Below are 12,395 nucleotides of genomic sequence, written 5' to 3' on the forward strand. Positions count from 1 at the left end.
TCCTTTTGAATATAAATTTTATAAATTAATGTTGCTGGATTTGCGAGTTATAATCGCAATTATTTAAATTTTGTATATTTTAGGAAGTTCTGTCACTCGTTGTATATTAATTGTACCGCTTTGATTCAGGTTAAGGTACTTAAAGCCACTGGCATCTTAAACGCCCGGGATTTCGACTAAACCGTTTTCCAAGTACCCCCGCCTTGAGTTTCCCCAACTTAGTTTCTATAATGATACAGTTAAGGATAATAACGGACGCCGGCGTTAGCCCCGTCAAAAAGGATGGACCGCATGTCTAAGTCACACGAAAACTTCATTATGACCATTTCCACCATCGTCTTGGGAATCGTCGCTGGTACCGGCTCACTTCTCTTGGGGGCCTTTCTGGATTTGATTGAATCCCTGTTTCTCAACTTCAACGAAACGGCTACCCACCCGTTCGCCGGGCTGATTTCACCGGCCCATCGGATGCTCTCTCTGGTCACTGGCGGCCTAGTTGCTGCCGTTGTCTGGTGGCTAATGCGCACCCGGATGAAGCCTGCCGTTGGTATTTCTAAGGCCCTTGATGGTCAGGAAATGCCTGTTACCACAACGATTGTTCACGTGTTAACCCAAATCTTCTTCGTCGCTACCGGCGGTTCGGTTGGTCGGGAATTAGCACCCCGCGAGCTAGGTGCCATGCTCGCTCAAACCTGGCAACGACTCCTGAAACGATTCCGCCATATCGAGCTGAGTGACGACGACCGCCGACTACTCATCGCATCCGCCGCCGGTGCTGGTTTTGCCGGCGTTTATATCGCGCCAATCACCGGTGCCATGTTTTGCTTGGAACTCCTTTATAAGAAGGTGACCGGACGCGCTGTCGCTGTGAGTTTGACGATGTCGTCAATTGCCATGCTGGTTGGTTCTCTTCTACGGGGCTTTCACCCCTACTACGCGGTTGGCAGTGGCGCCTTTTCGGCCACATCCGTCTTCGTTGTTCTTATTTTGGGACCACTGTGCGGGATCTTAGGCGCTTACTTCCGCCAGGCCTTCCAATGGGCCAACCAACACCAGACCCGGGATAATCACCTGCTGTGGCAGCTACCGGCCGTTGCTGTGGTAACCGGCTTGATTGCCACGACCTTCCCCCAAATTATGGGAAATGGTCGGGCCTTAGCGCAACCGGCTTTTATGAACCAATCAGTTAATCTCATTTGGTTATTCCTCATCGGTGGCCTAGCAAAGGCTATTGTGACCGTTTTTTCACTCCGCGCAGGCGCATCCGGCGGCACGCTGACACCATCGATCGCCATCGGCGCAACAATTGGTATGGCCTTGGGCTTTGCCATTCACCTGTTTGTCCCGGCCATCAGCATCTGGCAAGCAGGCATTATTGGGGCAGCATCATTACTCGCAAGTTCGCAGCAGGCCCCGCTCATGGCCTTATTCATGCTATTTGAAGTGTGTCATTTAGACCATTCCGCGTTACTCCCGTTAGGATTGGGCGTTGCTTTGGCGACAACCACTTCTCACGTTATCTTAAATCCTAGTCGCTCCCATTAATTATGAAGGCCCTAGACGATTGCCATAATCGTCTAGGGCCTTTTCTTTACTTAATGATCAGCATATCTTGATCGTCAAATTCCCAGTCACCACCATATGTGACTTCCCAGAAATAACCCGAATAGCCGTCCCAGTCCAGTTTGTGTGATCGGTTGAACCACCGTTTCCTCCAATGACACAGCCTTAGCCATTACTTCGTCGACCTCATTTAAAAAACGCCAGCCGATTACTTTGCAATCTAATCGGCTGGCGTTAACTAACTAGTTCTTCTTTGCGTCGTTCATTGCTTTCATGATTGACGGGTTCTTTGAGTGGCAATCCTTGATCATTTCCAAGTCTGCTTCAGTCAAAGTAACGGTGTATTCAGCCATGTGAATCCCCCTCTTCTCAGTTAATGAATTTAGTTTAGCACTATCAAGGGGCACCTGTCACGAATCCTTTGATCTACGATGGAAGACAGCTATCAACCCAAAATGTTCCACGTGAAACATCAGCTCTAATTAACCCTAAGGTTTCAATAGCAGTTTGCCCGCATAGGCTCCTGCTTCCAAATCGCGATGAGCCTGGGCGCCCTCAGCCAGTGCATAAACTTTTGCGGGCTGAGCTTGAACCTGTTGTGTCAAAACGTAGTGAAATAAGCGATCGGCGCGTGCTTGACGACTCTTGGCGGAGTCTAAAAAATCCCACAAATCCCCTGTCATCAAGTTCTTTGAGTCTTTCATCAGCGCGATTGGGTCAACTTTTGGTGGGTTCCCTCCGGCCATTCCGTAAAAGACCGTGCGACCACGTTTTTGCGTGACTTTTAGGCTATCCAACAGCGTGACCCCGGCACCGTCAAATGCGGTCCGAAAGTAATTTTGATGCGTGCTGGACCAATCATCCTCACGTCTAAAGACCTGTTGAGCACCAATCTCATACGCCGCTTGGGCCTTCGTTGCACTAGATGCAACACCATAAACAACCTGACCATCCGCCACTAGTAATTGCGCTAGCAGTTGGCCGACACCACCACTAATACCCTGAACCAACACGGGATCACCCGGCCGATTCTGAGCCAAATCATGGGCTAGAAAATCTGCCGTTAAGCCTTGCAAGCCAACGGTGACCGCCTCTTCATCCGTCAGTCTCGCCGGTACTCGAATGGCTCGGTCCACTGGCACGGCGACCACCTCAGCATTAGCAAACGGAACGTCAACAAACAACACGCGCTCGCCAACCTCATATTCCGACACCGCCTGGCCAATTGCCGTGATGATTCCGATTCCTTCATAACCATCAATGTAGGGCTGGTGCTGCTCAATATGATAATGGCCGCGACGCCGATAAATATCCGCAAAGTTCAGACCGATGACCGTCGTCTTGACTAACAGCGTATCGGCCTTAACAACCGGATCAGCAATGTCACCATACTGCAACACTTCTGGTCCACCAAACGATTCAAAATAAAGTGCCTTCATTGATTAATCCTTTCCGTGACAGGATGGCCTCATCCCGAACAAATTAGCCTTTTCTATTGCTGTAACGTCTCAAATAACTGGCTCAGTAACTCGCTGGTTCGCTGCTGATTAATAGCCACCAGAATGTTTTGGTCTAAACTGTCATCTTGTAAGTCAGCAATCTTGATGTGGTACTTCTTTTCCAGGGTCTGATCGTTCATACCGGAATACAGAAACGGTAATCCCTTACCCATTGCCGCCATCGATAGACCTTCCTCTAGGTTTGTCACGTAGTGGTTGGCCCTTAAATTAAAGCCGTTTTGCAGTCCCTGATTAATCACATAGTCGACGATGATGGGCGATTGCTGGCGTTCAAATAATATCAATGTTTCATTCTTGAGGTCTGCGAAATTAATCGTTTTTTGAGCTGCTAACGGATTGCCTTCCGGAATGGCAATTTGCAGGTGGTTCTCCATGAATAATCCCTTTTGAAACGTTGGCTGATCTTGCAAATAGGAGGCGATATCAACTATCAGGTCATAGTGACCATCGCCTAAGCCCTCAGCAAGGCCCAATGGCCCGTCAGCTGACAATAAAAACTGCACACCGGGATGGTCAGACTCAAAGCGAGACAACACCTCGTACAGTCGTGCCAGATTAAAATGACTTAAATAGCCAATTCTAAAGACCTTTTGCGTGGTCTGTTCGGTACTCGAATCGCTAAACATCCTCGATAAGTGTTCCACCCGTTCTAAAACGTCAGCAGCTGCCACGAGTAGCTTGGCCCCATCGGCCGTTAGCTGTAAATCGTGACTTTGACGTTGAAACAGCGACACGCCTAATTCAGACTCCAACTCTTGAACGTGGCGGCTGAGGGTTGGTTGAGAAACATACAGTTTTTCAGCTGCCTTGGTAAAGCTGAGTTCCCTGGCTACTTCAACAAAATAAGTTAACGTCGATAATTTCACATTCCCGCTCCATTCAAAAAGGGTTTGGTCTAACTTTAAAATAAAGTTACACCAAACCCCTTTATACAACAAGATTGACTTCTACTTCGTCATGAGTGGCAATTGCAAGAATGAAGCGTACTCGCCACCTGTGTGTAAAATGTGAGTGCCTTTATTATCAGGAGTAGCACCGGGTGTTCCTGGCATAACGCCGCCCAGCTCGTCCTTTGAGCTGACAACCACACGTAGCGTTTCGCCAGCCTTGTAGGTAAGGCCCATTGGGCTCAACACGATGTCGAGAGCGACGACTTCGCCATTTGAGAGCTTCTCAACCCGGTCAAACGCATAAGCCGGAATCTCATCCGTTGAGACCTTGTCATCCAAGTGCCGCATGGAAGCTCGTAAGCGTCCCCAGACACCCTTGTAACGCAAAGCTGATGCTCCTTCTTGCGTAAAGTCTTGCAGGGCAGCACCGTGGTTTGGTACGACAAATTCACTTAGCACGTTACCACGAGCATCCAGCTTTTGAACCCAAACGTAGACGTCCATGTCATCGTAGCCCTCTGCTGCCATGTATAACTTAGCTTTAGGGTAGCCGACAAATTCAGTGTCTTTTTCAAACGTCATCTGGAACGAAGCCCGGCCGGGTAAGCCGCCTGCTTGATACTTTACTGGCACGTCGGTCGTCGTTGGTTCCGTCTGCAATAACCGAAGCTGGCCGTTCAGATAGTAGCGCGTCAGTTGGCTACCCGTTGGTGGAAAGGCCGTGGCCGCGATGTCCGTTTTATTATGCCCTTCAAAATCAATTGTCGTGTAGCGAACCTGCTGGGTTTTTGGCCAGTCATTATCCTTGTCTAACAGGTAGTAATCCATGAACCGACGTAACTCTTCGGTGTTGTCCTTGTCATAGTAGAACGGCCATTCCTGCCGATCGTGGATTCGCAACCACTTCTCAGAAGATCCCAGATTCCGCCATGCACGGAATGTACCCATGGTATGCAACGTGTTGGAATAACTACCAATCACGTATGCTGGCACCTTAATTTTACTGGTATCCGCTATTTTATCCTGCCAGACCGCTGCATCAGCAAGTGGGTAAGCGTCGATTTCCTTAGTCAAATCTTCACGAAGCGCCCCCGTTGCACTCACGTGGTTGGCTCCCAGACGATTAATAAAATTCTTGTCTGGAATGCCGCCAATATAGGCGAGATCGCGGTAACCATCCGACAACCCTTCTGTCGGATTGATCGCTGTTAAATGCGGTGGCTGCTCAGCGGCGATAAACCACTGTGACCAAGCCAGATACGACGTCCCGGTCAAAGCCGTCTTACCACTTGACCACGGTTGCGAGGCAATCCATTCAATAAGATCGTAACCATCTTGAGCTTCTTGAGAACCGATTTCAGTAATGTTGCCTTCACTGTGGGCAATCCCACGCATGTCAGGGTTGCAGACCGCATAGCCATGAGCGACCCAGTATGCGGGATCAGCAGCTTCAAACTTCGTTAAGCCAGAGCTCCACGCATTTCCCATTCCGAGCATATTGAACAAGTTTGTATAACGCGGTGCCGTGCCAGCACTCTTGCCGTAAGGGCTCCAGCCAATTAAGGTTGGCACCTTTACCGCATCCGTTGGCATGAAAATATCAACGTAGATTTTGACCCCATCACGCATCGTCACGGGAACGTCCTTTAGCATCTTAATATCGACGTCCAGGGGCTTGAAACCAGGGGCAATTTGCTCACCCTTTTTTAGGATCATTTTCTTTGTTTCAAACGGGCTCAAAACGCCGTGTTCCACACCGTCATCGATGTAATCAAAAGCTGGACTAAATTTCATATCTTCAGTAATTTTAACAGTCATTTTATTACCTCCAAGTTGTCGTCTTTCTTTAACCATCTCGAAGTATAGTGGCTGCCAAGCTCAAAGTACAATCGCAAAAGCGGATAATGACGGCGTTTCACTGCCTGGTATTCAGGAAGTGAATACCACGAACTGGTGCCGTTCCGCCACGCTTATTCCACTTTAGGCATTAACCGCCGATAGAGGGCCAATGTCTGGCACCGGGTTAACGGCGTTGGATTCTCGGCAACTTGCCGGGCAAACTGTAGCAGAGATGACCCGATAAATTGGCTCACGAATTGCTGGTTCGCCGTTGAACACCCATTTTCGGCCATCCCCTTTAGAATGGTTTCGCTAAGCAGCGCCTCAACCGATTCTTGGATCCCCGCCCACTTGACCAGTTTAAAAAGAACCAGGTGATCTTCAATCTCAGAGACCGCCACAGTGCTCCACGACTCAAAATCAACTTGGTTCAACGCATTAATCTGTTGTGCCAGTCGGCTAATTAACCGCACAAATTGAGCTAATAAAACATCCGCCAGGTTCGGATGAAGGCGGTAGAAGGTCGCCCGTGAAACGCCCGCTCGTTCGCAAAATGCTTTAATTTCAATGCGATTGAAATCGTCTTGATCTTGATAAGCTGCTAGCAAAGCATTATATAGTTTTTCTTCGGTCCGCTGTTTGCGACGATTAATTTTGACTGGTTCATTTAAAAATACTTTTTCCATCAATATGTACCGAGACATATAGTAATAATGTGTCTCATAAGTCTCTTTCATTTAAGTTAACCAGTCAATATATTAAGGTTTATTCTATTAAATGACAACTATTATTTAAAAAATCATGGCGCTCCTAGTGCGGGGTTTCCACGCAAGTCATGATCGGAATGTTTCACGTGAAACAATATCGCTCACGATTTTAAACTTGTTAATCTAACTAACCACCACCAAAGCAGGCATGCGACGAGTCCACCACAGGCGATCCCCAGAACAAGTGCCAAGTTCGTCGTTAGTGTTGCTATAATGGCTATCACAAACATCAGTACAAATAGTATCGTTAGGAGTGTCATTTTAGTGCCCTTAGTCGCCCCTGACAATTGCTGGTACCGCACCGCAGACGCTTCCAAAACAATCACATTCAAGCAAACCAATAATACTAGTAGCATTGCCGTCAACCGGCCCATCCCGAATCCCGGAGCCTTAAAAACGTGCGCTAAAATCATGCCAAGCCCGATTAAATCCACTGCTAGGGAACTCATGACGATTACTCGAGTACCGCGGCGTTCGCGTTCTTTTTTCTTCACGTCTTCAATCATCTTTGCATCCTCCTTAAGTAATGAATCTAGTGACAATCGATACAGATCTGCCAGACTTAGCAAACTGGCAATATCCGGATAGCTGCGGCCCGTCTCCCAATTTGAGATCGTTTGTCGCGAAACGTGCAGGCGTTGGGCCACCTCAAGTTGGGTTAACTGCTGATTGTTTCTGGCCCGCCCCAACCGCTCACTCACTTCCATACACTCAAGTCCCTTCATTCTGTTCTTTCACTACTTATCTTACCGATTACGCCAAGTTTTGGCGAGCTTAGAATCTTTGCATCCGCGTCATGGCAGGCTTTTAGCCAACTATTTTTGTCTAGTAGTCGGGCACCTAAAAATTATGCTACAATGATTAGCGCTGCAACAATTAACGGATTAGAGGGTTTAATAATGAACGAAATACTAAAAGAACAATTCTTTGTAGATGATTTGTCGGCTGACCAAAAGCACGTCATTACAGAGATGAACGACTACATCCAAGGCAGCCTAGCTGGTAATCAACACTCGGTCGCTATTATTGAAGGTGCCGCTGGTACTGGAAAATCAGTTGTCTTAATGGAACTGGTCCGTCAGTACATGACTGACAAGCACTATAAGACGTCGTTGGTGGTCAACCATCCCGAGTTGTTCAAGGCCTACAAGGATCTCGGTGAAGCCATTCCCAACATGAAAGTGAGCGACATCCGGCGCCCCACATCATTGATTAACTACGCGCAAAAAAACAACAAACGCTACGACGTCATTTTTGTTGATGAGGCGCACCTACTATATTCCAAGTCCGAACCCTATGCGCACTATCGCGGTCAAAACCAACTGACCGACCTCATGGACTTAGCGAAGGTGGTCGTGGTGGTCTATGACTTCGACCAGGTTTTCCAGTCAAAAATGTACTGGGATAAAGACCTTCTTTTCAAGACAATCGGCTCTCATCCCTACAAACAATTCGACATGAACTTCCAATATCGAATGGTTGCAAGTGACGAACAGGTGGCCTGGATGGACGACTTAACGGCTGAAAAGCCCATGAAGCCGTTTCCCCGCAACAGCGAATTCAAATTCGAAGTGTTCGACAAGGCCGGTGTCATGTTCGAGCAAATCAAAAAACGCAACAAAGAAGTTGGCATGAGTCGGATGGTTGCAACGTCAGGGTTCCCCCGCATTGATGGCCGCCACAACGTTGAAATGGACACGTTCAGCTTGCCGTGGGACGAATGGGATCCCCAACGCACCCACTGGGCAAAGCGAGAAGGGTCCATTACTCAGGTTGGGACAATTTACACGCTCCAGGGCTTTGACCTCAACTATGTGGGAATGGTGATTGGCCCGTCGTTTGGCTACGACCCCGAGACTGACAGCATGACCATCATTCCTGAAAAGTACTCACATAAGGAAATTTTCAAGAAGCGAAAGGACATTAAGTTTAGCCACGATGAATACAAAGCCTTTATCGCTAATGTGTTGAACGTGTTGATGAAGCGCGGTAAATACGGGTTGTATCTGACGGCCTACGACCCAGCGCTGCGGAAGCGGTTGTTGGAACTACAATAGTGACAAAAACGGGTGAGCGCCTAACTGGCAGCTCACCCATTTTTAATTTCAAACCGCCATTAAGCCTTCCCCACGTATCCCAATAAAATACCTAGATACTCGTGCGCTTGATTCAGTGAGATGGGGTCTTCTTGCAAAAACATCGCGACCAACATCATCATGACGGTATTACTGAAATGAGTCACCAACATGCTCAACGGAATGCGGTCATCATAGTGAGTTAAATCATTAGTGAAAATCTCTCTCAGTGTCTTTCTCAGGTACGCATTAAAGTTCGTGAATAGCGCGCTGTCAACTGGGTTGTGCAAGACAATGTGTTGTAACAGTTCTCGGTGGGAATCGAACAACTCGTAAAGACGGTCCAGATACAACTTCAAGTCGCTTGTGGCCCGAATGGCACGATGTTTCTCGCCCCTCAGTCCGTTTACAATGAGGTACCAACAGTAGTTTAGGAGATCATACTTGTCATCGAAGTAGTTGTAAAACGTCGCCCGGGGAAAGTTACTAAGCTGACAAATTTCATTAACGCTAATGTCTTCAAACGCTTTTTTGCCAATGAGCTGATACATTGTATCGGAGAACGCCTGCAGGGTTCGCTGGGCACCCCGAGTGGGTTTCTTCGTCAAATCATACTTCATAAATAATCAGATCCTTTTGCAGTTTTCAAATTCCGTCCAAATCTAAACAATTCAGACAAATTGAATCTTGCTGTCATATCGAGATGACATTATCATGGCTTCATCAGTTTTGCAAGTGTCCATTTTTTAGCACGTGTTATGGACTGATTACTTGCCATATCATTTCAATGAAAGAGGATCTATTAACATGCTTAAGGCCGAACTTGGTTACTTTAAAGACCACAAACTTTTAATCGTTGTAATCCTGGCAATCGCCTTGATTCCAACAATCTATGCTGTCACCTTTTTAAGCTCAATGTGGGACCCATACGGTCGGACGGACCAATTGCCAATTGCCGTGGTTAACGACGACCACAGCGCGTCAATGTCGGGAAAAACGCTACACGTTGGCGATGACTTAACTAAACAACTGAAGGACAGCAACGGTTTCGACTTTCAATTTGTCTCCGACCATCAGGCACAACAGGGCCTGGACAGTGGTAAGTACTATGCCATCTACAAAATTCCGGCGAACTTCTCAAAAAACGCCACCACCCTACTGACGGATCACCCCCAACAGATGAAATTGAACTTGGTGACCAGCTCCGGAAAGAGCTTTATCGCCGGCAAAATGTCTGCGAGTGGCGCCGCTTCAGTACAAACCCGCCTTAACGGGCAGATTGCTTCAACCTATACTAAGGTGCTGGTCAGTGGCCTCACCCAAGTGGAAGGTGGCGTCAAGCAAGCGGCCACTGGTAGCAAAAAACTCAGTAGCGGTGCTCACCAAGTGAATAACGGGTCGCAAAAACTCGCCACCAATCTCAATAAGTTAGCGAACAGCACGCTTAAATTACAATCAGGTAGTAAAACCCTTCAAACTGGCTTAGGCCAATACGTTCAGGGCGTCGTTCAAGCTTCGTCTGGCAGCCAACAGTTATCGAGCGGTTTAAAGACCGTTAACCAAAAACTACCAGCGCTCCAAACTGGCATTTCAACCCTTCAATCTGGGAGTCAGTCCCTAACAAACGGCCTCAAAAAGACCCAACCGGCCATAACAAGCCTTCAAAGCGGGGCAAATCAACTAAACACAGGGATTGCTTCACTGCAAGCCGGTAGTCAAACCATCGCGACGAAGAGCGCCACATTCAGCAAAGAATTGCAGGCCTTCGCCAACCAATTAACAGCAACTAGCCAGCAATCTGGTGAAAATGCCACCAAGTTGAAAAATCTCCAATCACTGGTCGGCGCCACCCAAAAGGCCATTGCTAGTGTGTCGAGTGCCACTACCACTCAATCAGTGAATACGGCACTAGCCGCCAAAGCCAAAGCCTTAAACTTGACAGCAGCACAGACCCAATCTTTACAAGCCGCCGCTGACCAAGAAATCACCACCAGCCAAAAGGCCCAAATGGCAGAGCTAACCCCGCTTCTCAACCAGCTTTCAACGGCACTTACTAACCTGTCGCACAGCGCGGCCACCAGCAGCAATTCCCAAATGACTGGCGCCTTAAATCAGCTCACAGCCGGCGCTTCACAACTCGCCAGCGCCAACCAGAAACTGGCGGCAAACACAACGCGCCTACACGTCGGTAGTCAACAGCTCAACAGTGGGTTATCAGCTACCCACAGCGCGACTAGTCAACTAACAGCCGGTGCCAATCAATTAAGCAGTGGCCTCACCAGTGCAGCTCCTCAGGTTCAAGCCTTAACCAGTGGAATTGGCCAACTCAACAGCGGTGCCGCCACCCTCAATCAGGGGCTCGGCACGTTAAGCCAAAAGGGCGGCTCTCTGATCGCAGGCAACGCACAGGTCACCTCCGGGCTCCAGCAAGCCGGCGCTGGAACAAACCAATTAGCAACAGGCGCTAACACATTGGCCGATGGCAGCCATACCCTGTCCTCCGGTGTGAACACTTTAAGCACCAAGCTGGCAACCAGCGCCGCCAAACTACCGCGCTTAGCTTTCAATAATGAGCAGTCCAAGGATTTCGCCTCACCAGTTGATTTAGCCCAAACCGAAAAGGACCAGGTGCCAAATAACGGAACTGGGATGGCCCCCTACATGATTGGCGTCTCGCTTTACGTCTGCGCGCTGTCATTAAACTTGATGTTTGACGCCTACACCCCACGCAAGCACCCCAAGAACGGTTTCTTCTGGTGGCTCAGTAAATCAACCATCATGAATGGCGTGGCCGCTCTAGCAGCCACCATCGTATTGGTTTCACTGCACGCAGTGGACGGTTTCAACCCGGTTCATCCATGGGCGACTTGGGGCCTAACCGTCCTAGGCGCCATCACGTTCATGAGTATCGTCACGTGGCTGAATTTAATCCTCGGAAAAGTCGGCACGTTCTTAGCGATGATCCTACTGGTCTTACAACTAGGTGGCTCAGCCGGAACATACCCGATTCAGCTCAGCAATGGCTTCTTTGAAGCCATTCACCCGTACCTCCCACTGTCCTACATTGTGGATGGGTTGCGAGAAACGATTATGATTGGCAGCAGCGCCTGGAACGCTATTTTCGTTCTCCTGGTCATATTCATCATTTTCTCGTTGCTGCAGATTCTGCACTACACCCGCTTATTCTTGAGAATGAGACGGATGGATATTCCGAAGGAAGCAGCTGTTTAAATGCCAAGGAGCCATTACCCGCATGATCTGTGGGTAGTGGCTCCTTTTTTGTTACGTTCTTAAGTTCAGTACTAATCCGTCACTTTCACAACCGTCGTATGACCGTCCACTGTCACCTCTGCCTCCTTAAAGCGCAATGCGAAGAAGTCTGAGTGAGCGGCATATTTAGCGTTCTCAGGATATTTATTATTGTATAGGTCTAACTGTTCAGGCGTCGGATTAATTTGCTCGACAACCGCATGCCGAATCCGTGCGTATCCCAGCTCCCCAAATTGAGGCGTCGCAAAAGCAGCTTGACTGTGGGCCGCTATTTCGGCCACTTTTTCCGCTTGAGCACTAGACATAAAAAGTACTTGATCACTGGTTTTATCGTAAACCCCTAACACAATCCGAACATCGGGTGCCTGACCGTTTTTAGTTAGGGTAGCTACTGCAATTTGAGCGGTACCGTTCACAATTTTTTCTAAATCGGTTTTATCTGCCAAAATGATCACTCCCACATTTAATTTA

Annotated in this window: 10 protein-coding genes; 3 read left to right on the forward strand and 7 right to left on the reverse strand. The window is 48.3% G+C overall.

Annotation, left to right across the window (positions count from 1 at the left end):
* The first annotated feature begins 291 nt into the window (after positions 1-291).
* A complete protein-coding gene (locus tag FC96_RS05575) occupies positions 292-1,545 on the forward strand; it encodes a chloride channel protein (protein ID WP_420835106.1) in 1,254 nt (417 codons plus the stop codon).
* A 506-nt stretch (positions 1,546-2,051) separates the two neighbouring features.
* On the opposite strand, the gene FC96_RS05580 is transcribed toward FC96_RS05575, so the two are convergent.
* The 5 genes from FC96_RS05580 to FC96_RS05600 all read right to left on the reverse strand — a co-directional run bounded on the left by FC96_RS05580 (position 2,052) and on the right by FC96_RS05600 (position 7,286).
* A complete protein-coding gene (locus FC96_RS05580; protein WP_056942308.1) occupies positions 2,052-3,002 on the reverse strand; it encodes a zinc-binding dehydrogenase in 951 nt (316 codons plus the stop codon).
* A gap of 53 nt (positions 3,003-3,055) precedes the next feature.
* On the reverse strand, positions 3,056-3,949 hold the full coding sequence (locus FC96_RS05585) for a LysR family transcriptional regulator (RefSeq protein ID WP_056942383.1): 894 nt from the start codon (positions 3,947-3,949) through the stop codon (positions 3,056-3,058).
* 81 nt (positions 3,950-4,030) lie between these two features.
* Complete coding sequence (locus FC96_RS05590; protein ID WP_056942309.1) at positions 4,031-5,791, reverse strand: CocE/NonD family hydrolase; 1,761 nt, start codon at positions 5,789-5,791, stop codon at positions 4,031-4,033.
* 152 nt (positions 5,792-5,943) lie between these two features.
* Complete coding sequence (locus FC96_RS05595) at positions 5,944-6,498, reverse strand: TetR/AcrR family transcriptional regulator (RefSeq protein WP_056942310.1); 555 nt, start codon at positions 6,496-6,498, stop codon at positions 5,944-5,946.
* Positions 6,499-6,680: 182 nt separating this feature from the next.
* Positions 6,681-7,286, reverse strand: a complete 606-nt coding sequence (locus tag FC96_RS05600; protein WP_056942311.1) for a helix-turn-helix domain-containing protein — start codon at positions 7,284-7,286, stop codon at positions 6,681-6,683.
* A 192-nt stretch (positions 7,287-7,478) separates the two neighbouring features.
* Here FC96_RS05600 and FC96_RS05605 point away from each other — a divergent pair, with 192 nt between their 5' ends.
* The gene (locus tag FC96_RS05605) at positions 7,479-8,636 is read left to right on the forward strand and encodes a DUF2075 domain-containing protein (protein ID WP_056942312.1); all 1,158 of its coding nucleotides are present in this window, start codon (positions 7,479-7,481) and stop codon (positions 8,634-8,636) included.
* 59 nt (positions 8,637-8,695) lie between these two features.
* On the opposite strand, the gene FC96_RS05610 is transcribed toward FC96_RS05605, so the two are convergent.
* Positions 8,696-9,274 (reverse strand): TetR/AcrR family transcriptional regulator, encoded by a 579-nt coding sequence (locus FC96_RS05610; protein WP_056942313.1) that lies wholly within the window; start codon positions 9,272-9,274, stop codon positions 8,696-8,698.
* A 187-nt stretch (positions 9,275-9,461) separates the two neighbouring features.
* Between FC96_RS05610 and FC96_RS05615 the strand changes: the two genes are divergently transcribed.
* Positions 9,462-11,885: a YhgE/Pip domain-containing protein gene (locus tag FC96_RS05615; RefSeq protein ID WP_056942314.1), complete on the forward strand. Its 2,424-nt coding sequence runs from the start codon at positions 9,462-9,464 to the stop codon at positions 11,883-11,885.
* 71 nt (positions 11,886-11,956) lie between these two features.
* On the opposite strand, the gene FC96_RS05620 is transcribed toward FC96_RS05615, so the two are convergent.
* Positions 11,957-12,370, reverse strand: a complete 414-nt coding sequence (locus FC96_RS05620) for a pyridoxamine 5'-phosphate oxidase family protein (protein ID WP_162253147.1) — start codon at positions 12,368-12,370, stop codon at positions 11,957-11,959.
* Positions 12,371-12,395: the final 25 nt, after the last annotated feature.

The sequence above is a fragment of the Secundilactobacillus kimchicus JCM 15530 genome, from assembly GCF_001433995.1.
Classification (GTDB): Bacteria; Bacillota; Bacilli; order Lactobacillales; family Lactobacillaceae; genus Secundilactobacillus; species Secundilactobacillus kimchicus.

Excerpts from the sequence above, each read along its gene's own strand:
- FC96_RS05575 (WP_420835106.1), top strand. The coding sequence starts at position 292 with ATGTCTAAGTCACACGAAAACTTCATTATGACCATTTCCACCATCGTC.
- FC96_RS05580 (WP_056942308.1), bottom strand. The coding sequence starts at position 3,002 with ATGAAGGCACTTTATTTTGAATCGTTTGGTGGACCAGAAGTGTTGCAG.
- FC96_RS05590 (WP_056942309.1), bottom strand. The coding sequence starts at position 5,791 with ATGACTGTTAAAATTACTGAAGATATGAAATTTAGTCCAGCTTTTGAT.
- FC96_RS05595 (WP_056942310.1), bottom strand. The coding sequence starts at position 6,498 with ATGGAAAAAGTATTTTTAAATGAACCAGTCAAAATTAATCGTCGCAAA.
- FC96_RS05600 (WP_056942311.1), bottom strand. The coding sequence starts at position 7,286 with ATGGAAGTGAGTGAGCGGTTGGGGCGGGCCAGAAACAATCAGCAGTTA.
- FC96_RS05605 (WP_056942312.1), top strand. The coding sequence starts at position 7,479 with ATGAACGAAATACTAAAAGAACAATTCTTTGTAGATGATTTGTCGGCT.
- FC96_RS05610 (WP_056942313.1), bottom strand. The coding sequence starts at position 9,274 with ATGAAGTATGATTTGACGAAGAAACCCACTCGGGGTGCCCAGCGAACC.
- FC96_RS05615 (WP_056942314.1), top strand. The coding sequence starts at position 9,462 with ATGCTTAAGGCCGAACTTGGTTACTTTAAAGACCACAAACTTTTAATC.